The 22333-nt window shown below is 46.6% G+C and carries 23 protein-coding genes, 3 pseudogenes, 1 CRISPR repeat array and 1 riboswitch; of the genes and pseudogenes, 7 read left to right on the top strand and 19 right to left on the bottom strand.

Annotation, left to right across the window (positions count from 1 at the left end):
* Positions 1-186 precede the first annotated feature (186 nt).
* The 3 genes and pseudogenes from JCM19037_RS22645 to JCM19037_RS09925 form a co-directional block, all read left to right on the top strand.
* Positions 187-1034 (top strand): annotated as a pseudogene (locus JCM19037_RS22645) (sigma 54-interacting transcriptional regulator); the annotation flags it as partial.
* A 291-nt stretch (positions 1035-1325) separates the two neighbouring features.
* Positions 1326-1541: a helix-turn-helix domain-containing protein gene (locus JCM19037_RS27180; protein ID WP_238544654.1), complete on the top strand. Its 216-nt coding sequence runs from the start codon at positions 1326-1328 to the stop codon at positions 1539-1541.
* Positions 1542-1610: 69 nt separating this feature from the next.
* Positions 1611-2897: a GntP family permease gene (locus JCM19037_RS09925; RefSeq protein WP_042400511.1), complete on the top strand. Its 1287-nt coding sequence runs from the start codon at positions 1611-1613 to the stop codon at positions 2895-2897.
* A gap of 35 nt (positions 2898-2932) precedes the next feature.
* Here JCM19037_RS09925 and JCM19037_RS09930 read toward each other — a convergent pair whose 3' ends face one another.
* The 6 genes and pseudogenes from JCM19037_RS09930 to JCM19037_RS09955 all read right to left on the bottom strand — a co-directional run bounded on the left by JCM19037_RS09930 (position 2933) and on the right by JCM19037_RS09955 (position 9232).
* On the bottom strand, positions 2933-3364 hold the full coding sequence (locus JCM19037_RS09930; RefSeq protein WP_042400513.1) for an acyl dehydratase: 432 nt from the start codon (positions 3362-3364) through the stop codon (positions 2933-2935).
* Positions 3357-3938 (bottom strand): MaoC family dehydratase N-terminal domain-containing protein, encoded by a 582-nt coding sequence (locus JCM19037_RS09935; RefSeq protein ID WP_052363767.1) that lies wholly within the window; start codon positions 3936-3938, stop codon positions 3357-3359. The genes JCM19037_RS09930 and JCM19037_RS09935 overlap by 8 nt, the downstream gene beginning before the upstream one ends.
* Positions 3939-4006: 68 nt before the next feature.
* Positions 4007-4818 (bottom strand): annotated as a pseudogene (locus tag JCM19037_RS09940) (MetQ/NlpA family ABC transporter substrate-binding protein).
* 149 nt (positions 4819-4967) lie between these two features.
* Positions 4968-5636, bottom strand: a complete 669-nt coding sequence (locus JCM19037_RS09945) for a methionine ABC transporter permease (RefSeq protein ID WP_042400515.1) — start codon at positions 5634-5636, stop codon at positions 4968-4970.
* Positions 5614-6639 (bottom strand): methionine ABC transporter ATP-binding protein, encoded by a 1026-nt coding sequence (locus tag JCM19037_RS09950; protein WP_042400519.1) that lies wholly within the window; start codon positions 6637-6639, stop codon positions 5614-5616. Before JCM19037_RS09950 ends, JCM19037_RS09945 begins: the two co-directional genes overlap by 23 nt.
* 79 nt (positions 6640-6718) lie before the next feature.
* Positions 6719-6821, bottom strand: a riboswitch (SAM riboswitch).
* Positions 6822-7152: 331 nt separating this feature from the next.
* A CRISPR array of direct repeats spans positions 7153-7323; the repeat unit is 22 nt; unit sequence TGTATGGGTGCGTGGATTGAAA.
* 112 nt (positions 7324-7435) lie between these two features.
* Positions 7436-9232, bottom strand: coding sequence for an S-layer homology domain-containing protein (locus JCM19037_RS09955; RefSeq protein WP_042400522.1), 1797 nt, complete (start codon positions 9230-9232; stop codon positions 7436-7438).
* 131 nt (positions 9233-9363) lie between these two features.
* Between JCM19037_RS09955 and JCM19037_RS09960 the strand changes: the two genes are divergently transcribed.
* A complete protein-coding gene (locus JCM19037_RS09960) occupies positions 9364-9720 on the top strand; it encodes a hypothetical protein (RefSeq protein ID WP_042400524.1) in 357 nt (118 codons plus the stop codon).
* A 107-nt stretch (positions 9721-9827) separates the two neighbouring features.
* On the opposite strand, the pseudogene JCM19037_RS09965 reads toward JCM19037_RS09960, so the two are convergent.
* The 7 genes and pseudogenes from JCM19037_RS09965 to JCM19037_RS09995 form a co-directional block, all read right to left on the bottom strand.
* Positions 9828-10665 (bottom strand): annotated as a pseudogene (locus JCM19037_RS09965) (SDR family oxidoreductase).
* Positions 10655-11746, bottom strand: coding sequence for a mannonate dehydratase (uxuA, locus tag JCM19037_RS09970; RefSeq protein WP_042400526.1), 1092 nt, complete (start codon positions 11744-11746; stop codon positions 10655-10657). Before uxuA ends, JCM19037_RS09965 begins: the two are co-directional and overlap by 11 nt.
* An 18-nt stretch (positions 11747-11764) precedes the next feature.
* Positions 11765-12781 (bottom strand): zinc-binding alcohol dehydrogenase family protein, encoded by a 1017-nt coding sequence (locus JCM19037_RS09975; protein WP_042400528.1) that lies wholly within the window; start codon positions 12779-12781, stop codon positions 11765-11767.
* A 12-nt stretch (positions 12782-12793) separates the two neighbouring features.
* Positions 12794-14065 carry a TRAP transporter large permease gene (locus JCM19037_RS09980; protein WP_042400530.1) on the bottom strand — a complete coding sequence of 424 codons (1272 nt, stop codon included), beginning with the start codon at positions 14063-14065 and terminating at the stop codon, positions 12794-12796.
* Positions 14065-14547, bottom strand: coding sequence for a TRAP transporter small permease (locus tag JCM19037_RS09985; RefSeq protein ID WP_042400533.1), 483 nt, complete (start codon positions 14545-14547; stop codon positions 14065-14067). Before JCM19037_RS09985 ends, JCM19037_RS09980 begins: the two co-directional genes overlap by 1 nt.
* Positions 14544-15551 (bottom strand): TRAP transporter substrate-binding protein, encoded by a 1008-nt coding sequence (locus JCM19037_RS09990; protein WP_052363768.1) that lies wholly within the window; start codon positions 15549-15551, stop codon positions 14544-14546. Before JCM19037_RS09990 ends, JCM19037_RS09985 begins: the two co-directional genes overlap by 4 nt.
* A gap of 26 nt (positions 15552-15577) precedes the next feature.
* Positions 15578-16249 carry a GntR family transcriptional regulator gene (locus JCM19037_RS09995; RefSeq protein WP_042400536.1) on the bottom strand — a complete coding sequence of 224 codons (672 nt, stop codon included), beginning with the start codon at positions 16247-16249 and terminating at the stop codon, positions 15578-15580.
* Positions 16250-16344: 95 nt separating this feature from the next.
* On the opposite strand from JCM19037_RS09995, the gene allD reads away from it, so the two are divergent.
* Complete coding sequence (gene allD / locus JCM19037_RS10000; protein WP_042400539.1) at positions 16345-17358, top strand: ureidoglycolate dehydrogenase; 1014 nt, start codon at positions 16345-16347, stop codon at positions 17356-17358.
* A 286-nt stretch (positions 17359-17644) separates the two neighbouring features.
* Here the strand turns inward: allD and JCM19037_RS10005 are convergent, their stop codons facing one another.
* The 6 genes from JCM19037_RS10005 to JCM19037_RS10030 all read right to left on the bottom strand — a co-directional run bounded on the left by JCM19037_RS10005 (position 17645) and on the right by JCM19037_RS10030 (position 21093).
* Positions 17645-18142, bottom strand: coding sequence for a YusW family protein (locus JCM19037_RS10005; RefSeq protein ID WP_042400542.1), 498 nt, complete (start codon positions 18140-18142; stop codon positions 17645-17647).
* 90 nt (positions 18143-18232) lie between these two features.
* Positions 18233-18778, bottom strand: coding sequence for a DUF4352 domain-containing protein (locus JCM19037_RS22655; protein WP_052363769.1), 546 nt, complete (start codon positions 18776-18778; stop codon positions 18233-18235).
* Positions 18779-18856: 78 nt separating this feature from the next.
* A complete protein-coding gene (locus JCM19037_RS10015; protein WP_042400545.1) occupies positions 18857-19834 on the bottom strand; it encodes a YafY family protein in 978 nt (325 codons plus the stop codon).
* Between the two features lie 55 nt (positions 19835-19889).
* Positions 19890-20114: a DnaJ domain-containing protein gene (locus JCM19037_RS30025; protein ID WP_081829209.1), complete on the bottom strand. Its 225-nt coding sequence runs from the start codon at positions 20112-20114 to the stop codon at positions 19890-19892.
* Positions 20027-20515 (bottom strand): hypothetical protein, encoded by a 489-nt coding sequence (locus JCM19037_RS25085; RefSeq protein ID WP_152549022.1) that lies wholly within the window; start codon positions 20513-20515, stop codon positions 20027-20029. Before JCM19037_RS25085 ends, JCM19037_RS30025 begins: the two co-directional genes overlap by 88 nt.
* Positions 20516-20754: 239 nt before the next feature.
* Positions 20755-21093 (bottom strand): hypothetical protein, encoded by a 339-nt coding sequence (locus JCM19037_RS10030; protein WP_152549023.1) that lies wholly within the window; start codon positions 21091-21093, stop codon positions 20755-20757.
* Positions 21094-21242: 149 nt separating this feature from the next.
* On the opposite strand from JCM19037_RS10030, the gene JCM19037_RS25735 reads away from it, so the two are divergent.
* Both JCM19037_RS25735 and JCM19037_RS10035 read left to right on the top strand, forming a co-directional pair.
* Positions 21243-21410 (top strand): hypothetical protein, encoded by a 168-nt coding sequence (locus JCM19037_RS25735; RefSeq protein ID WP_193744317.1) that lies wholly within the window; start codon positions 21243-21245, stop codon positions 21408-21410.
* A 512-nt stretch (positions 21411-21922) separates the two neighbouring features.
* A partial coding sequence (locus JCM19037_RS10035) for a flavin reductase family protein (RefSeq protein WP_238544649.1) occupies positions 21923-22333 on the top strand: 411 nt, incomplete at its 3' end.

Below are 22333 nucleotides of genomic sequence, written 5' to 3' on the forward strand. Positions count from 1 at the left end.
ATTTGACTGTTAGAAAATGGTGCAATATTTGTTCCAATTATCTGATAATATGATACACTGCACATATTCACGGTTGATTGGTTTGCATATGCAGATGTGCATACTGAATGCGCAACTTTGCATACAAAGGAGCGAATGAGCATGTATCGAACGCCCTATTTTCAGTACGAACACGATGATGAAATCATGTCACTGTTCACAAGTGTGATTAGCATTTCCAGTGATGGCATTTACGTGTGCGATCGCGCTGGTCATGCGCTACTGTTTAACGAGTCACTCCTTACCATTTCAAAAATTCCTGTTGATGCGTTGCGCGATTATACAGTGGATGAACTCGTCGAAAAAGATATCATCCCGATTTCAAGTGCAGGAAAAACGTTAAAGACTGGTCGACAAGAGAGCACGGTGATTGATTATTACGGAGGATCAAAAGCGATTTTGACGTCCACACCGGTATATAACAAGAGCGGGGAGATTCTTTGTATCATCTCCAATGTTCGCGACATTACAAAGCTGAATCAGTTGGAAAAAGAACTGTCTGAGCTCAGTCACAAACAATCTGCAATGAACGAACAGCAATTTTTTCAACGCGGCGGTCTCATCTATTCGAGCAAAGAAATGGAGGAGACGCTTGAGCTCGCCTCCGCTTTTGCACCGAACGATGCCCCGATTATGATTCTAGGGGAAACGGGTGTTGGAAAAGATATACTCGCACAATATATCCATGAAAGAAGTGAACGAACCGGACAATTTGTGAAAGTGAATTGTGGGGCAATTCCTGAGCATCTGCTGGAATCGGAATTGTTTGGTTATGTGAAAGGGGCGTTTAGTGGGGCAACGAGCGACAAAGTTGGGTTGGTTGAATTGGCGAATGATGGAACGCTCTTTCTTGATGAAGTTGGCGATATGCCTCATCCCCAACAAGTAAAGCTATTGCACGTGCTCCAAGACCAGATGGTCCGGCGCATCGGTCATACGAAAACGACACCCGTAAACATTCGCGTCATCTCGCAACGAACGCCGACATGGACACGTTGATCGCCGCAAAGAAATTTCGAAGCGACTTATTTTATCGGTTGAATGTATTGTCGATTACAATTCCACCATTACGGGAGCGAATTGCCGATGTATCCACGCTTTTATTCTTTTTTCTCAAACAGCTCGAAAAGCGGTATTCTCTTGTGAAGCGGATGGATTCCAGCACCATTCAAGCGTTGCTCCATTACGCCTGGCCGGGAAATGTACGCGAGTTAAAAAGCATGATCGAGCGCATGTACCATATGTGCCAATCGCAGACGATTTCGAAAGATCTTCTCCCCGACGGAATGACTGGAGCGACGGGTGAGAAGCTTGATATCTCGCTTTTTAAAGAAAATAACGAACCTCCATCGTTAAAACAAGCGATCGCACAGTTTGAGCAAACGTACATTGCTGACACACTAGCAAAAGCCCGGACATTAAAGGAAGCAGCCGAGCAGTTAGACATTGACATCTCTACACTCGTCCGAAAAAAGAAGCGATTAAATATTACTTCACAATAATTTGTAAGCGTTTACTTATGGCACGATGTTTGCATCTTCTTCGTGTACACAGATGAGGAGGGTGACGGTATGATTGGGATTTTAATTGGCATTGCGGTACTTATGATTCTCGCTTACAGAGGATGGTCGATCATCTGGGTCGCTCCAATTGCTGCTGGCGTTGTAGCTCTTACAGGGGGATTGGATTTGCTCGACGCCTATGCTGGCACGTACATGAGCGGATTCGTCGACTTTGCGAAGCAATGGTTTCCAGTGTTCATGCTCGGTGCGATTTTCGGGAAGTTAATGGAAGATACACGGATGGCAGCCACGATTGCGGTTACACTCACGAAAGTGATTGGCTCCAAACGCGCCATTCTCGGCGTACTGCTCGCCACCTCAGTTCTTACGTACGGAGGTGTGAGTCTGTTCGTCGTCGTCTTTGCCGTCTATCCGCTCGCATTGGCACTGTTCCGCGAGGCGAACTTAACGAGACGACTTTTGCCACCAACCATCGCCCTTGGCGCGTTTACATTTACGATGGCAGCCATTCCTGGCAACCCACAAATCCAGAATCTCATCCCGACGACGCATTTCAATACGACAGCAGCCGCCGGTCCAATTATGGGCAGTGTGGCTGCAATCGTCATCGCCGGGGGCGGGTACGCGTATTTACGATGGCGGGAAAATCAACTCTCAAGCCGAGGAGAATTCTTCACTGAACCGAAGGACAAACAAATCATTGATCACGAAAATGATCGTCTGCCAAACTTCTTTCTTTCAATTATCCCGCTTCTAATCGTACTTGTAACGCTGAATCTATTCGGTTGGCACATTATTGTCGCGCTTATTACCGGTATTGTCGCGATTATGCTCTTTAACACCCACCGCTGGCGAAAGTTCGTGACGTCTCTGAACAGCGGGGCGAGCGGCTCTGTGCTCGCGATTATTAATACGAGTGCCGCTGTTGGTTTCGGGACCGTTGTGCAAGCCGTTCCCGCGTTCGATCGATTGGTCAATTCCTTGCTCTCACTCGGTGGGAATCCGCTCATATCGCTCGCAATTGCGACGAATGTGATGGCCGGTGCGACCGGCTCAGGATCTGGCGGGATTGCCATCACGTTAGAAGCTCTCGGCGAGCAGTACTACAACTTGGCGCTCGAGACGGGTCTGAACCCAGAAGCGTTGCACCGAATCGCCACATTGTCCGGCGGCGGGCTCGACGCCCTCCCTCACAATGGCGCCGTCATCACACTGCTCGTCGTCACTGGGCTCACCCATAAAGAGTCATATAAAGATATCTTTGTCGTCGCTGTTCTCATTCCAATCGTTGCGACCGTAGTGGCGATTGCTATGGCGTCAATGGGTCTCGTGTAAACGGGTGCGTTTCTTAAAGCGCACGGCGTGTGCGCTCAATTCTTTAGTGGCAAGGTAACGATCATCGTGCCAGGGCCGACGGTGATGCCGTCGGCATTTTCTGTCCAAAGCTTGATTTCCACGAACGCTGTGCCCTCTTCAATCCACTTATTAACGACCGTTCCGTTGGTGGTGACAGTCTCTCCGGCTGTATTAAACGTCTTCATCTTAAAGCCTTTCAGTCGCCGGATCGTTCCGGCAGGTCTGATATAAGCACGAACGGTTTTCTCCCACATGCCTTGCAAGAAGACATTATTGGCATACATATCCTCTGCGCCCGATTGCCTAGCATACTCACTGTTATGATGGATGGAATTAAAGTCTCTCGTTGCTCCCGCCGCCATCACAAGTCTGTACACCGACAGGTGAAACGTTTCCGGGCGCAAAGCTTCGCCTATTTGCACGTCCTCCCAATAGCGCTCATTCATTTGCACTGCCTCCTTTCAAATGTGGGTTGTACCGGTACGTGCCGATCGACACGTTCGCCACTCGTTCAGCGGACTGGTTCTTGATAACTGATGCCCAGCGCATAAATGCGCCTCGGCCGACGGAGGTTTCTTTAGGTACGCATGACGTGAGGCGGTTGCCTTCTTGGTATAAGTGGTCGCCAACGTAGCACGGCTGGATGTACTCGATGTCGAGGTCGGTATAAAAGTACCCGGTCGTGACGGGTTCGTGGTCAGACACGAAGCTTGAACCGGGCTCTGCTCTGGTTGGGCATCGGGGCGGCGCTCGTAAACTGCGCGCCCATCTCTTTGTTCCAATACGGCTGCGTAATCCAAACGAACAAGCTGCTATACGGGGCAATGATGTGCCGTAGCCATACTGCTCTGCTACGTGTTGGTCGGTATGTAGCGGGCAGTCGAACTCTAGCGGTTCGACAAAACGGCGCACCGCGGATGCCTCAATTGGGTCCGCTCCCCAAAACTGCTCCCCAGGACAAAAATCGGTACCTACGCGTTCAACCATCGGTTGCCATGCACGTTTCCAGTCTGGTTGCATATGAAAAACCCTCCTTCTATTGGGAAGGAGAGTGCAAAAATGGTGCCAATACGGGTGAGATGGACGACTTACTCCATCCACTCCGGTTTCCCGAATCCTTCAAACTGCTCGTCAATGATTTCTTCGAACTGTTCGGATTCGATTACATCTACGATGTCACCGGCAAGTTGCCCGTCTTCGTCTTCGGCACGGACGGCGACGACGTTGCGGTACTGATCAGGCATGTTTTCGAGTGCGAGCGCATCCAACAGGTCCATCTCAGCACCGAGGGCGAAGTTCCCGGGTACAGCAGTGAGCGCTGAGCTCCCAACTTGGCGTGGCAGTTGTGCGGCTTCGAGCTCAACAAACTGCAAATCGAGGGGGTTGCCGGTAATGTCACGGGCAGAAGCCGTGAGCTCGTCGATGCCATCTTCAAATTCGATAAGCCTTCTTCTTCGAGCATAATGAAGGCGCGGGCGGCGTTGGTCGGATCATTCGGAATCGCAACTTCCGCGCCTTCAGCAACGTCGCTCAAGTCACTGTATTCATCGGAATACAAGCCCATCGGTGCAGTCGGAACGGTGATGAGCCCGACGAGATCAAGGTTGTTTTCTTCAGTGAAATTCTCAAGATAAACAGTATGTTGAAACAAGTTGGCGTCGATTTCTTCATTTGCTAGCGCATTGTTCGGATACACATAGTCGGAGAATTCTTGAATGTCGACGGAATACCCCTTTTCTTCCAAGCCGGGCACGATTGCCTCCGACAACATATCGCTATAAGGACCAGCGGTAGCTCCCAATGTGATGTCGCCAGCCGTCTCTTCGCTGCCTTCACTTTCATCTCCGCAAGCGGACAATACCAATACACTTCCTAATAAGAATACGGTCGATTTTTTCAACTGATTTCTCTCCTTCTCTATTTAGATACTCTCTTTAGCTGGGACATGGATCTTACTTCTCGTTGCTTGCGTTCCGGGTAGCGCCCATAGGAGGAATGGCATTAGCTATGACCGTCGCTCCTGTTTTGACCCTTGCACCTCTTGCGGTTTTATGTTCGTTTGTCCACACGCTTAGCGATTAGATCTCCAATTTGTTGGATTACTTGGACGAGGACGATGAGCAACACAACGGTTGCAATCATGATCGTTGTGTCGTACCGGTAATGGCCATAGCGAATGGCAAGATCTCCGATGCCGCCCCCACCGACAACACCGGCCATCGCCGAATAAGCGATGAGACTAATAATCGTAAGGGTAAGCCCTTGAATAATTGATGAGCGGGCTTCTGGGAAGAGCACGTCTTTCATGATCATCCACGGTGTCGCCCCGGTCGCAATCGCCGCCTCAATCATGCCTTTGTCGATATCCCGAAGCGCAGTTTCAACGATGCGCGCAAAGAATGGGATGGCGGCAACAGATAAGGAAACGCTCGCCGCGACAGGTCCAGTCGTTGTACCAACGAGCAGCCCGGTCACCGGAAAGAGTAAAACGAGCAAGATGATGTACGGAATCGAGCGGACGATGTTGACGATAAAGCCAAGTGTCTGCTGCAAGATGACGTTCTGCCAAAACAATCCGCGGTCGGTGACGAATAAAATGATGCCGAGCGGCAAACCGATAATGATCGCGACGACGGTAGATATGCCGATCATCTGCATCGTTTCCACAAATGCTTCTGCCATGTCGGGCAACAAATTAATTAGATGTTGAAAGTCCATCGCGTAACACCTCCACATCTGCTTGTCGTTGCTGAATGTAGTTAATACCCGTTTGTACGTCACCGATTTCTCCGCGCAGCTCCATGATGAATATGCCGAGCGGCCGGTTTTCGATGTATTCAATCGCACCGTGCAAGAAGTTTCCTTTTATGTCGATTTGTTGCAACATATCCCCGATGATGCCTTCACCAGCTACCGTGCCACGAAATGTCACTTTAATAATTGTCCCTGTGCAACCAGCAAGCGTTTCTTCTGGCACTTCAAATGAAACGACGTTGGAGATGAACTCTTGTGTGAGCGCCTCTTGCGGATCAGCAAATAGGTCATATACGCGCCCATGCTCAACGACTTCCCCGTCCTGCATAATCGCCATTCGGTTACAAATCTCTTTCACCACACCCATTTCATGGGTAATGAGTACAATCGTTAATCCTAAGTCTCGATTCAAATTTTTTAACAACCGCAAGATGGATTGCGTCGTCGTCGGATCAAGAGCCGACGTAGCCTCGTCGCACAAAAGCACCGCCGGGTTATTTGCAAGAGCACGCGCTATGCCGACACGTTGTTTCTGACCACCGCTCAGTTGCGCCGGGTAAACGTCACGCTTATCGGAAAGTTCAACTAATCCGAGTAGCTCGTCGACCCGTGCGGGGATGGCTTCTTTCGACTCCCCTGCTGCTCGAAGCGCAAACGCCACGTTGTCATAGACCGTTTTTTGACTAATTAAGTAAAAATGCTGAAAGATCATGCCAATCTTTAGTCTCTGCTTACGGAGCTCTTCCCCCTTCAATTTGGTCATCTCCGTACCGTCAACGCTGACTGAACCGCTCGTCGGTCGTTCAAGCACGTTTATGCAGCGCAGTAGCGAACTTTTCCCTGCCCCGGAGTATCCGATGATGCCAAAGATATCTCCACGTGCAATCGCCAAAGTCACATCCTTAACACCGGTCACCGTTTTCTTTTTCGTCTGATATACTTTTGTCAAATTGTTAATTTCAATCATCTCTCGACCCCCAACCCAATAAAAAAAAGACCCTTTTCGTCTGAAAAAAAGTCTTGAATGGCAATGTGCACAATTTCACGACTTATCTTTCAGAATTGTTGCATTCTGCTGGACTTGGCACCTTCCTCAATGGAGGTTGCCGGACGTCATCGGGCCATTCCCTCGGTCACTCTCGATAAGCAAAATATGAAGTTAGTAGTAGCTATCGTAATACTTTAAAGCGATAATGTCAACAGAAAATACTAACTTTTCTGATCGGAATTGAAGCATGATTTTTATTGCAGGAAGCGGATGAACGATGTCGAATCTTCTTACATAAGCTCCCTCAAATAGGCTATGCACATCCGGGTGCGAACCCGAAGCGAACATAAAAACCCTGGGTGACCCGCACCAAAAATCGGGTCAATTTTGTGAAAGTATGTAATGATTGCTAGTTTATACCCCCATTAATGTGCGAAAAAAGTAGTTGTTAGAAGAAAGAATAAGCGGATATTGGTCAAAAGACCCTTAATTTCGCAGTCGCACCTTGTATGGGTGCGTGGATTGAAATAAAGATCATATTGCCTTTATATGTAATCATGTTGACAGTCGCACCTTGTATGGGTGCGTGGATTGAAATGCTGTAAGTGTCCTCATCAATGACGACTGTCGCAGTCGCACCCTGTATGGGTGCGTGGATTGAAAAATATAGAAGGATGGGGTTGTTTATCCCTAGTAGTCCTGACAGCTCTCGCTCGTCAGGAAAACGAAACAAGGCCGCCACTATATTGAATTGGGGGCCTTGTTTCATGTTTGTTTAATTGTCGGGCGTGTATCCGTACACTGGCAGTGTAATGCTTGCGGTTTCTTCGATTTCTTCAAAGCTGATGTCAAATGTGACGTGTTCAGTGTCTCCTGTTTCGTGAACAATCAATCCTTCTTCTAAGTCGTATTCGGCACTTTCTGGATGACTTGATGTGACTTCTTTAATCGTGATTGATTCAAATACTTCAGTCGGTACGGATTCATAGAAGTAGTTTTGACCTCTGAACACCAATTGTGCACCGGTGTGATCCAGTCGTACAAATCTTGACATGAAGTTGCCATCTAGTTCAAATAACGGACTGATGTGGACAGGTACGTTCGGGTCAATGACGAGCACTTCTTGCGAATCGGACGTTATTTCTGTACCTTCTTCATCACGAATTGCGACTGTGTAGCTGAATGTTTCCCGATGAGCAAGCTCTGAGGCGTCAAATCCACCTGATGAGTCGGTCAGCTCATACCCATCGGTTAAGTTAAATATGAGTTCAAACCCTTCAGCTGCCAATTCATCCACTGAAAGTTCCAGCCCGTCTACATCAAACTGCAATGTTTGACCTACTTCTTTTCGAATCGTGTCTGTCGTAGCGTCCACTCGGCTAAACGTAGGATCAAACTCCTCGATAGTAATTTCGAATTCCTCTCTGCCGTAGTTCCCTGAGTCTAAGAGGAGGATATAATCGCCAGGCACGAGTCTAGAAAATGAAGCCTTAAATCGATGCCCATCCATTTGCAATCCAGCCCCTTTTTCTGCACTTTCCTCAAAACCATCAGGACCTTCCAAAACAATGTAAAAACCTGAATCATCAAAGTCAACTGGGAATTCCCCGCTCACATCTATACGAGCTCCATTAATGTCTACGTTAACATTTCGTATATCGGATCGTTCTCTTTCGTATGAGAGTGTCGTACGTTGATCTTTATAGTACAAAACAAGTGCCTGTCCATAATTCAATCTATAATCGGTCCGGATTTGCAATGTTTGATCATCAATCACTTCCAAATGTTCCGTGCTCCCGCGTAACCTAAAATTATCGGCATTCCATTCTTCGTCACGAATATCTCGGTAAAAATGAATGTTAAACGTATACGGATCGACCATTTCCATAGATTCCAACCCAAGTTCATCTGTATAGAGGACAGCTAACGTTCTTTCGATAAAGGTTGCCATTTGGCTACGAGAGACCGGTTCCATTGGGCGAAATGTTCCGTCTGTTGTTTGTGTAATTCCATGTGCTTGCAATGCTTGAATATTGTCTTGATGCACAGCAAGAGCATCGTCCAAGTCAGTGACTTCTACTCCATTTCCTTCTGCTCGTTCAACATCGTTCATATCAAGCACGCGCATGAGAATCGACGCCATCTGTTGACGATGCAAAGTGACTCCTGTATCAAACACTGAGTTGCCTTCTCTGCCTGTCATAATTCCTGCATCGGTTACCGCTTTCACGACAGGTGCATAATGATGACTTGCCGACACATCTGGATAAAGATCTTCTGAAACGGTGTCAGGGACAGGGATATCAAAAGCTCTCGTCATTAATGTTGCAACCTGCCCACGAATGATCGTTTCATTTGGATGGAAGTTGCCATCCGAATAACCGGTCAAAATGCCACGATCTCTCATTTCACGAATTTCAGATGAATGGGTCGTACCATGACAAACATCTTCAAAGATCGGTCCCATAATGTCATGATGGCAATCATAAGTAGCGTCCACTTCCGAAGGACCCGCATACGCCGCTGCTCCCAAGACGCCTGCAAGGCTAAGTACTAAAAAATTCTTTCTCATAAACATGATCTCCTTATTTATTTTGATATATTTATTATAGCTTACTCGAATCCAAAATTTTAGATTTATTTCCATTTTTTCGGATTTATTCTTTTTCTTTTAGGGAAAGGGTAGGCAAGGAGATGATCGGATTGAATCCTTTGCGAGCTGTAACGATTATGAGCGCCGCCGCTTTGTCTCAATCTATGGCAGGAGAATTGGTGCCTGAACCAAGTGAGCCTGTGGAAGAACAAGAAATGGTTGAGGTGGAAGCAGAAGAGGAGCAAATACTCGATGAAGAAGAAGTGATTGGCATTGTGAGTGATGATTTTCAAACTGAAGCGGAAAGTTATCGCTTGATGAATGAAGGGATTAATGATGACGATGAATATGTCATTACCGTAGCAGAGTCCGTTTCGGACGAAAACGGTGACCCGTCCCACATAGCGACACTCAACCGCTATTATGTAAATAAACATACAGGCGAGTTTTGGAAAGAATATGACTAGGCAGTCTTTGTAAAATAGGGTTACTTTTTATGAAAAGTACAACATATATCGCATTAAAAAACGCCTCTTGTGACGGTGACTTATTACCGTTGCAAGAGGCGACTTCTTTACACGCCGGAATAAGCCATAAACCTCCGTCAACCGGGACTGTTATACCAGTGACAAAGCGCGATGTTTCGTCATCGGCAAGCCAGAGCAACGTGCCGAGTAAGTCTTCAGGTTCACCGAATCTTCGCTGTGGGGTATGATCGATAATTTTGTTCGCACGTGCGGTACGTCCCCGTCTGGTGGTGAGCAAATCGCGATTTTGTTCAGTGAGGAAGAACCCTGGCGCGATTGCGTTCACACGTATTCCCGTCTCTGCAAAATGGACAGCTGTCCATTTTGTTAAGTTGTCTATGCCAGCTTTGGCGGCACTGTAGGCCGGTACTTTCGTCATCGGAGCCGGGGCCGACATGGAAGAGATGTTAATGACTGTGCCCCCGCTTGATGTCATATCTCGGGCAAATACTTGTGTAGGCAAGAGTGTGCCGACGAGATTTAGACGGAACACGTGATCAAATCCGCTTAATTGCAGATCGAAAAACGACTGAATATCGCTTTCTAGATCGCCAGTTTCGTACGTTTCTTTTTCGGTGATCGCGTCGGGGTGATTGCCACCTGCACCGTTAATTAACAGGTCGCACGCGCCGAACGTTTTCTTTACTTGCGCGTAAGCGGCAGCGATGCTCGTTTCGTCTAACACGTCGCAACGGACCGCCACAGCTTCTCCTCCTGCAATGTTGATCTGTTCGGCGACTTCTTCACCGTTCGCTACATTTCGGTTTAGTATCGCCACTTTCATGCCTTGCGCGCGAGCTCTTTTGCCATAGTCCGGCAGAGCACCCCACTGCCTCCTGTAATTACTGCGACTTTCCCTTCTAAATTCGTATGTTTAGGGAGCATGTGATTTCGCCTCCTGATTCGTTTTTTCAACAAGTTCATAAGCGTCCCAAAGACCCCATAAGTGCATGATTCCTAATGCCCGGTCGTACAACCCATACCCTGGGCGACATTGTTCGTTCCATAAATGTCGGCCGTGGTCGGGGCGGACGTACCCTGTAAAACCTGACTCGTGATACGCTCTGACGACGTCATCAATTGGAACGGACCCGTCTTTCGTTCGATGGGACGTCTCAATAAAATCCCCATTTTCATAGATACGAACATTTCGGATGTGAGCAAATGCGATGCGATCATGAAAGCGGCGAATGATCGCAGGGACATCGTTTGCCGGATTTGACCCGAGTGAACCGCTACACAGCGTAAGACAGTGAGACGGACTGTCGGAAATGGCCAAATACCGTTCAATCGCTTCTTCACTATTGATAATTCTTGGCAATCCAAACACAGACCACGGTGGATCATCTGGATGGATGGCTAGTTTAATATTTTCTTCTTCTGCGACTGGCAACACTCGCTCTAAGAAATAGTGGAGATTCGCCCATAAATCTTCTTCACTCACTTGCTCATATGCTCGAAGTGAGTGTTCGATCGTCTTCAAGCGTTCCGGCTCCCACCCAGGCATTGTGAATTCAGAGTCCGTCGTTTGTTCGATTAACTCATACGGATCCATCCGGTCAACTTTCGCTTTTTCATAGAAAAGGGCAGTAGAACCGTCTTCTAATTGTTTAAAAAGATCGGTTCTTGTCCAATCAAATACCGGCATGAAATTGAAGCAGACGACGCGTGCGCCTGCCTGAGCAACGTTTTTTAACGTTTGCTTGTAGTTGTCAATGTAACGGTCTCGCGTGTCAGCGCCGAGTTTGATGTCTTCATGGACGTTAATGCTCTCCACGACGTGAAGATGAAAGCCGTGGGTATCGGCGTATTTTTTGACACGCATGATGTCTTCCAGTGGCCAAACGTTACCTGCTGGCTGATCGTGAAGAGCCCACACAAGCCCTTCTACGCCAGGAATTTGTTTAATTTGCTCGGCTGTAACGGAGTCATTGCCTTCTCCGTACCAGCGAAATGTCATTCTCATCGCGTTCAACCCCTTCCACTAAAATTCGATAACGACTTTTCGTACATTCTCAGGTTCATTTTCCAACAGAGAGAATGCTTCTTTAACATCTTTAAAATGAAACCGATGGGAAATGATCGCTTCTGGTTTCAGCTCTCCAGCATTCACTTTTTTAATGACTGTAGGAAATTGATGCGTCTGTAGTCGAGAACCAACAACGTTTAATTCTTTCTTCGTAAGTTGAAAAGAAGGAATGAGTGACGGCTGCTCATTAAACCCTAACGTCACGACCGTTCCGGCAACTGATGCAAGTTGAACCGCTTGCTCAAACGTACTCGTAATGCCGACCGCATCGATGACGACGTTCATCATTTCGCCATCCGTTGCTCTTGTCACTTCTTCTTCCACGTCTGTCGTTCCCGGGTTAATGACTCGATCTGCTCCGATAGACGTTGCGTAATCAAGACGATTCGTATTGAAATCTGACATCCACACTGTCGCCCCTCGCTCTTTTGCGAGCAATAGACAAGCTATGCCTGTCGGGCCCGCCCCCATAATGAGTACAGTGTCCCCAGACTGGATGTTTCCACGAAAACTAGCTTGCGCACCGATCGTCAACGGTTCAATAAGTGCCGCAGCTTCTTCAGTCACGTGATCTTCGACCGGGTGCCAATTTCTCTGATCGGCTCGCATCCATTCGCTCATGCCACCGTCAGCATGCACGCCGTACACGACGAGGTCTGTGCATACGTTCGGGCGGTCGTTCTTACATGCATAACACGTGCCACACGAGCGAATCGGCTCTAGGGCGACGAGGTCGCCCTTTTTCACGTTTGTAACAGCAGCACCCGTTTCTTCAACACGTCCTGCCACCTCATGTCCAATGACTCGAGGGTAAACGGTAAACGGGTTGCTTCCGTGATAAATGTGCATATCCGAACCACAAATTCCAACCGTCGTTACACGTACAATGACGTCAGTTTCGGTTTGAACTTTTGGGCGTTCCGTGTCAACGATGTCGAGTTGGTGAGGTTGTTTTACTTGAATGGCTTTCATCTTCATCATCCTTTACTCAAATAGTCCGGGTAAAAATAGTGATAATTGTGGTACGTACGCAACGATGAGTAGAACGAGAATCGCAACAGCGAAAAATGGAAGCAACTCTCTAACCGTTACTGTAATTGGCACTTTTGCAAATGATGACGCTACGAACAAACAAACCCCGACCGGTGGCGTGGAAAGTCCAATCATGAGTGCGAGCACCATGACGACACCGAAGTGAATCGGGTCCATACCAATACTTGTCGCAACCGGAAGTAGTACGGGGAACAAAATGACAAGTGCCGCGATGGTCTCCATAAACATTCCTAGCACAAGCAATAAAAGAATAATGAGTAGAATAACAAAAATCGGGTTCTCTGTAATCGAGAGAATACCGTCAGCTATGACAAGCGGCACACCTTCACTGACTAGAATCCAGCCGAACGTGTTCGCAAATCCTACGAGCAAAAGGATGGAAGCCGTTGAGATGAGTGTGTTTTTAATGATGGACGGTACTAGCTTGAGATTTAACTCTCGATAAACAAATTTTCCAACGAGAAACGCATAGATCACACATACGACAGCAGCTTCAGTTGGTGTGAAATACCCACCAAGAATCCCCCAAAGAATAATGACGACCATGAGTAGTGCCCAAAACGCCCCTAAAAACGTTTTTCCAATTGTAGAAAGTGACTGCTTCTCCCCTTTTGGATATTGGCGCTTCACACTAATGATGTATGTGACGATTAAAAAGCCAATCGCAAGCAAAATACCAGGGATCGCTCCGGCAAGGAACAAATCACCGATGGAAATACTAGCGAGCGTACCGATAATGATCATCGGTAACGACGGAGGAAGCATCGGTCCAACTGTTGATGAAATTGAGGTGACTGCCGCTGAAAACCCCGATCCGTACCCTTGTTTTTTCATCGCTGGAATCATGACTGACCCGATACTCGCTGTGTCCGATAGCGCCGTACCTGAAATTCCAGCAAACCCGAGGGAAGAAGCGACGTTCGTTAAGGCAAGCCCCCCGCGAATACGCCCGACAACCGCGTTGGCAAAGTCGATAATTCGATTCGTAATCCCACCAGCATTCATTAAGTTTCCTGCAAGAATGAAGGCTGGAATCGCAAGCATGACAAATGAATCAATACCGGCAAACATCGTTTGCGGAATGACTGTTAGCGGAACACCGGCAACGAGTAAGTAGATGAGTGATGAAATCCCTAAGCTAAACGCAATCGGTATGCCTAGAGCAATAAGTAACAGAAACAACACGATGACGAGGATTGCCATTAGCTTTCTTCTCCTTTCTCGTCATAGGCACCTTGCAGGCGTTCAATGATGGTGACTACTCCATAAACGATTAACAATAAACCGAGGATCGGTACAGCCGCATACGCATAGGCCATAGGTATTCCTAGTGTTGGCGCGTAGAAATCTAACCCTAATCCCGTAAACTGTATACCAAACACGAAAAGTACCGCTGAAAATAAAATAATAAGCACACTAATGACGGTTTCATAGATTCGTTGAATTGATTTTGGAAGAGCTAGAATTAACATGTCAATGCGGATAAATTCTTGTTTTCGTAAAGCCAAAGGAGCTGCCGTAACAATTGAATAAACAAATAAGTAGCGAGAAAGCTCTTCTGTCCACGTAAAGTCATACGGAAAATACCGGCTCAGGATTTGAATGACGACGACGAGCAATAAACCAGCAAATAATAAGATCGTCGTTGTTCCAAGTGTCGCATCGACTTTTTCCATCTGCTTCATTCACTCTCTCCTCCTTCACCTTCAGCGAGAATATCTAAGTACAACTCATTCTGTTCTTCTGTGAAGTACTCTTCTAGTGCTGGCATCATTGCTTCACGAAACGCTTCTTGGTCCACGTCGTCATTAAATGTCATGCCTTGCTCATCTAATCGCTCTCTTACCGCTTCGGTTTCTGCTTCATGTAAATCTTGAGCATACGCTTCTGCTTCAGCCGCTGCTTCTTTGACCGCCGCTTGCTGATCTGCTGGCAACGCTTCCAATTGTTCGGTGCCAACGACCACATATATCCATGACCGCACGTGCTCGGTTTCATTTAAGTATTGTTGCACCTCATAAAATCCGTTGCTCTCAATCAAGTCATTCGGATTTTCTTGTCCGTCGATCACCCCTTGTTGCAACCCGGTAAACACTTCGCTCAAACTGAGCACTTGCGGTTGTGCTCCCGCTTGTGACCACGCATCTAAAAATAACGGCACGTTTGGCACACGCATATTAAACCCGCGCAAATCTTCCGGTGTATTAATTTCAACATTCGACGTTAAATTCCTTGGCGCACGTTCCATATAAAAAAGGGGTGTAAGTCCAATATCACGTTCGATATCGCTTTCAATTATGCCACCTAGTGGTCCTTCAATGACCCGACGCATATGATCTTCATCCTCAAAAGCGTACGGAACGGCGAGCATAACCGCATTTGGCGTCCACACTTCTAACGTCTCTCCAGTAATCGTGAGGTCGGTTGCACCGTAGCGAATGGAGTTGATGTTATCTACTTCACTGCCTAACTGACTGTTCGGAAAAATATCAACCACAACAGCACCGTCTGTTTTTTCTTCAACGAGTTCAGCAAATTGTTCGGCTGTTCGGTGCCACAAGTGACTCGAATCAGAAATGTGTGTCATTTTCCAACGAGTAACATCCTCTTCCGAGGAGGACGTTTGGGCTGCGCATCCGCCGAGCAGTAGCACAGTACCAGAGGCACAAGCCAAAAACCCTTTCCACATTGCCTACACCTGCTTTCTAGAGGTTTTTACTGAAAATAATCCGGAAATTCCGCTTTTAGCGGGGATTGGTCATACTGCAACAACGTCAAGTGCTCGTGCATGATTTCCATTCCAGCTCGTTCATCTTTTTGCTCAATTGCCTGAACCATCGCTTCATGTTGTTCAATGAGGAGGTTCCAATTCAATTTCAAGTTCATGCTCAATTTACGCAATCTTTGCGAATGCACATCCATACGTTGTATGACTTGCCAAACACGTTTTTTATTTGTACCTTCTGCTAAGAACAAATGAAAATCGCGATCCAACAAAAAAAGGGCTTGTTCATCTTCTTTCTCCTTGGCAAGCTTTTGCTTTTCAATGTTTGCCAACATATCCAATCGTTTCGATTCCGGAAAAGCATGGCATGCGAGCTTCATCATCCCTACTTCTGCTTGCTCTCTAAGAAAACGGGCTTCTTCAACGTGGTCCAAATCAATAAGTGTGACAAATGAGCCTCGTTGTGGCAAAACCGTCAACAACTCATCTTCGGTTAATTTAAGAAAAGCTTCACGGACCGGTGTCCGACTCACTTCCAAATCATCAGAGATTTCTTTTTCGGAAATGACCGTCCCCGGCGTAAGCTCGAGACTTAATATTGATTCACGGATCTTCTCGTACACATACTCTCGGGTTGATCCTTTAAAATTTGTCCGATTCAACTTCTCTCACCTCCTAAAAATGATGCTACCACACTACCATACAAGTATGCTACTATTATTTTAAAGCGTTTACATACTTAAGGAGTGATTAATGAATGGGTACGCTCACAGAACAACAGCTAACAGACATAACGACAACGGCTTTTACACGTGGTGGTATTCCAAAGCACATCGCAGAACATGTAACCGACGTGCTCGTGCACGCAAACTTACGTGGTGTTGATTCCCACGGCGTGCTTCGGGTCGAACATTATCTTCGACGAGTAGCTGAAGGTGGTCTCGATGCCCATGCGGAGCCGACATTCACAAAAACCTCCCCAAGTACAGGGATTCTTGATGGAAACAACGGTTTTGGCCATTACATCGCAAAAGAAGCGATGAATGAATCGATCCAAATCGCAAAAGAACAAGGCATCGGCGCTGTCGCTGTTAAAAATAGCAGTCATTGTGGTGCGCTTTCCTACTTCGTACAGCAAGCTGCAGATGCTGGCATGATCGGCCTTGCAATGACTCATACGGACAAAGTGGTCGTTCCGTTTGGTGGTACAGAGCCGTTTTTCGGTACAAACCCGATTGCCTTTGGCTTCCCGTCCGCTGAAGAAGAATCCGTCATTCTAGACTTCGCCACAAGCACCGTCGCTCTAGGAAAAATTCTACAATCAAAAGAAAAAGGACAATCCATTCCTGAAGGGTGGGGCGTAGACAAAGACGGAAATTCTACAACTGACCCTCACCAAGTCGTCTCCCTCACACCCTTTGGTGGGCCGAAAGGCTATGGTCTTGCGATGGTTGTAGAAATATTCTCAGCATTACTCACAGGAGCCGCCTTTGGCCCACACGTATCTAAAATGTATGGAGACTATGGACAAAATCGCGAACTTGGTCACTTCGTTTTGGCGCTGGACCCTAGTGTGTTCACACATTTGGAAACATTCACGAAACGTATGGACATAATGATCCGTGAACTTCGGTCCATTCCAGCCATTGAAGGCAACGAAGGAGTCTTTGTTCCGGGAGAAATCGAGACACAAACGGCCAAAACAAGAAAGCAAAGTGGCATTCCACTGCCAGAATCTGTTTACGAGTTTCTTATGGAAAATGGACGGTAGCGGCGCTCTGTACCGGCAAATTTCCTTACAGTTTGAGAAAACTACACAATCATCCCTATGTAACATGAGCACCTACCGTCGCGCCGATCTCGTTTTTCAGCGTGACGCACTGCATCTGTTCCCTAGTTCACATATTCTGTTACCGAGTTAGTCAAATGTTTCCGCTCTGCGGAATAAAGCGGGCAACTCGGTAACAGCTTGTCTCAACTCGAGAACAGTTTTGGCCGATCCAACCCGGCCGTCACTACATGTGCAAAGCCCGTGCGATTCCCGCACGGGCTTTGTCTCATTGATTCTGATCTTCTTCGGCTTCAATTTCTTCGTTGTTGAAGAATTCAACATCGATGTCAATTTCGTCATAGGTCTCATCTAAATCGAACGCTGCCACGACGGCTTGAACCAGCTCATCTGGCGAGGTTTGCTCATCAATGTCGAGTTCCGGCAGAATAGAGGCAAGTTGATCAAGGGCTTCATCTCCTGCTACCTGGATGTTTGATCCACCCCTAGTGTCTTGAATTTCTGCTTCGGGGTTGCCGTTGTTGTAATCGTAATCCACTTCGTACTCTTCACTTCCGTACTCGACATCCAATTGAAATTCTTCAAAAGACAGCGACTCGTGCCAACCGCCGGTTGTTTCGTCGCCTGCCATACCCTCATCTTCTGTTGGTGTAGACTCTTCCATCGGCGGTTGTTCATTTTCTACCGTTCCGTCGTCCGTACCGCCACACCCAACGAGTCCGAGGGCGATAAGGATCGACAGGCTAGCCATGTTATACTTCTTCATCCGAACATTCCTCCACAATCGTTTTCTTTAAGGTGCCCAACTCACCCAAATTTAAACAAAAAAGGCAGGCCTTCGCCTGCCGAATCATCATTATAAATCTGTAATCGTCCAGATTGCTTGCCCGCTCGTGAATGGATTTTCAAAGATAAACTCATACTCATCAGAAGCGTTCACATCAAACGGCACTTCACCACGATTATCACGACCCGGACCAATCTCACCGTCCAACGAACCTGTCGTTTCAGTATAAATCGTACTGTTGTGCGTATACCCTTCTCCGTCTTGAAGACTCATCTGCATCATCGTTGAAATGTTCGCCGCCTCATCCGTCGTGTTCTCAATCGTCAAATCAAGAATCACATAATGATCATTTTCCGGCGTCTCCCAATCACTGCCCGCACTTGTGTACGCATCATTTAACGTAATTTGCAAGCCGTCGAAATTCATCGTGTCCCCAATTGAAATGGACTCCTCCACGACCTCCTCTTCTTCTCCCCCACCCTCTTCTACTGCAGATTCTTCCGAAGCCTCTGCTTCCTCTTGTTCCGTTTCCACCTGCTCCACATCACTCACATCACAAGCCGCAATCACGACCATTGTTGCCCCGAGACCCATTGCCAAAAACCATTTCTTCATACGAACCCTCTCCTTATGTTTGAATTACCTTCATCATAAAGAGAGCACTGACAAGTGATGTCAGTGCTGTAAAAAAGATTACAATTTTCTTTCGTAGCGATCTACTTGTTCTTTGAATTCCGCTGCTAGTTGTTTGCGCACATCATGTGGCGCTAACACTTGTGCATCCGTTCCGAAACCCCGAACCCATCGGAGAAATTCCTTCTTGCTGCGAATCGTCGTCTTTAAGAGTAGCGCCCCGTCTGGTTGTTTTTCCAATTCGGTTTCTGTATAAAATTGGACTTCAGTCACATACCGAGCAATGTCTGGCGCAAAACGCACGACGAAGGTAGTCGCCTCCTCATCGTCTGCAAAGATCGTCCAGCGGTTCTCTAAGTATTCATCAATGTTGAAGTCCGGGGAGATGGTGAACGTCTCCTTCGTGACACCAATCGTCTCAATTCGGTCCAATCGAAAGATTCGAAAACCTTCGCGCGTTGCACAGTATGCAGTGATGTATAAATGACCGCCTCGGGGAATGATGTAGTACGGGTGGATCTTGCGCACGGTTCGGGTATCTCTAGAGATCGTGTAATACGTAATGTCCAGCACCCGGTTTTCGGTAATCGCCTCGATCATCGCCGCCATAATGTGGTTGCGGTCGGGATCGCCGTGCTGGTCATGAAAGCGAATTCTACCGCCAAGTTCTTCGCGGAAGTTCGTCATCTGTTGTTGGTCTTCGTTCGTTAATGTCTTTAATTTGCGAATGGCCGAGTTGTACGTCGGATGGTCTTCAGCAATGCCAGGCTGAAAGATTGGAAACACGGTCAGTGCGACCCACTCTTGCATCGTTAACAGTCGGCTCGGGTAGTTCGGTGTACTCACGAGCTGGTAACCTTCGTGGTGGTTCGTTACATAGTGGATGCCCATCTCTTCTAGCTCGCGCATATACCGATAGATCGTGCGTTCCGACACGTGAAATCGCTCAGCGAGAACGGATGCCGTCACTTTTTCTTCTTCATTAAGAATTCGCAAAATGTCGAGTAATCGACCTGCTTTGTTCGTTTTTTCTGCCATAAAATGTACCTCCACTCAAAAAGGGCACGGATTTCTCCATACCCTGTCATTCTCTTCAAACGGCAACATGTTCCTTTTTAATATGCTCATACGCTTCCTTCACCCGTTTAAACTTATGTACATCTCCAGTTGGAGAGTCGGGGTGGTACCTTTTCGCCATGATCCGGTAGCGTCTTCTTAGCTCGTCGGCACTCACCTGATCGGTTGATTCAAACTCAAATATTTGTAGATATTCATCGACGTGACGCCCAAATCGGTTGCCGACTTTTTCCGTGAGCATCCGCCCCGCTTCAGCTTTGTAATGTTGAACGTCGTTGCAGCATGAAGAAATTCAGCTTCACTCGTTGGCATTGCCGCACCGATGAGCATGTTCTTTTTCCTCATTGTATTGTTCGCCATGATCGTTTCAAGTGCAAACGATACGAGCTCGACTAAGTCGTTTGCTCGCGGAAGTTCTTGCTGCACTACTCTTCTGTAGCGCGAGAATGCCCCTACTTTATAGGTGAATTGTAGCTGTTCATTAATGATCATCGTTCCAACATACTGCTGCTCACAAGTAACCCCGCTTCGGGTCACCTCTTTCTCGTTAATGAATAGCTCGATCTTGTTGTGCAGGTCGTGAATGAGCAGCCGACCTCCGGTTATTTCACAATATTGGCGATGCCGATGTCCAGCAAGCACAAAAAAATGAACATTCTTGCCTGTAAGCGTGGCATTGCATGAACATAACTTTTATATTTTCGAACATCAATGGCATCTTGCGACGAGAGGTTACGTAATACCACCCCGCCACTGCAAAAGCAATTATGATTATGAGCCATACCGATGCAACCATGCACATCACCCCTTTTCTACGTGTCTCCTTAGTGTAATAGTATTTCATGAAGTTATGTAACGCAATGCATGATGGGTGATTCTTCCTATATTAACTTTTTTACGAGCAATCGGACAACTGACTGACCAGCCAGATATAGAAGTGAAGAGCCAATCAAGACGGTATTTCGTTCTAACGGTTTAAACCAACCGGTGTCATTTGGGATGAAAAACGCCCCTAACACGACGGAAACAGCGGTGACGAGAACGAACACCTTCAGCAAATCTTTCACGTCAACCCAGGCGGCGAGCACACCACCGACGAGGATCGCAATAACGACACCGATGCTAAGTGGCGCAAACCCAGCGATTTGGTGATACTCCAAATAATGAAACAAAAACGGCACAGGAACGAGCAAAGAAAACAGACCGTAACCCAAGCGCAAATGATCACCTCCCATAGCTATTCTATTCGCTTCATAGGTATTTTTTCCCTTTTGCGGTTGCAACTTTTTCTAACAAATTTCCATTTTACTGAAACAAAACGACATCCAATCACGTTATAATAAGTAGAGATAAAACTGAGAGGTGACCTATGAAAACCATTTCTGAATTTATTGCCGAATACAGAAAACTTCCCGATGATGTAAAAGAAGTCGCCTTTCTCTATGCGATGGCGAGCATTAAGAAGAGAGACCCGGTTGTTTACGAGAAAACCGTCGAGAAAATCGAGCGCCTAAAAGGCCAATATGAGATCGAGTAGTAAGGCTGCGAGGGCAGTCTTATTTTTTTGTTTAAATGCACTACGTACCTTTTGCAAATTCCAACCTTTAAAATCAATAATGCACTGCTCACGATATCTGTTACAAATCAACTTCCACGACGAGAAAATACATTCTTCCCCTTTTACTGCGCTTTAAAATTTCTTCCAACCAAATGATTCTTCTCACGCATTCATTTCCTATAGGCGATCAGCACATCTTCTGCAAACGTCACCATATTTTTTCAACGACACTTATAAACGTAAATACGACTTATGCTTTTAACGATGTCCATCAGCGTATTCCTTTAAAACATAACCATTTATGATATTCACTCATTTTAAACAAAAAATATTTACCCATATTTCAATATATGAAATGTAAGCGTTGTCTCAAGATTAAATATTCAGTATATTTTACTTGAATTTTCTTAAGGAGGTGACGATTAACGAATGGACGCGCGTGATTTACGAAACTGCTATGGACGCTTTACAACTGGTGTTACGGTCGTCACTTGGGGGTAGAAGAAGATCGCTCTGGAATTACTGTAAATTCTTTTACATCTGTATCTCTCGACCCTCCATTAATTCTAGTTTCTATAGATAAAGGGACAAAAGCGATTCAAGCATTAGAAAACACTCCCTTTATTGTTAACATCCTATCCACTGGGCAAGAAGCAATTGCTTGGCAATTTGCAGGCAAACAACAGCAAGGCTTGCAAATTGATTGGTCACAGACCGATATTGGGCCGAAGTTAGAAGGGTCCCTCGCCACGCTTGAATGTACACCGTGGGAAAGCTTTGATGCTGGAGACCATGTCCTCTATCTCGGGAAAGTAGAAAACTACGAATACACAGATGGAGACGGTTTAATGTTTTATCAAGGTAAATTTCTTAATTCCATTGAAGTTGAAAACTATATAAGC

Source organism: Geomicrobium sp. JCM 19037 (genome assembly GCF_000698105.1).
GTDB lineage: Bacteria > Bacillota > Bacilli > Bacillales > Marinococcaceae > Geomicrobium_A.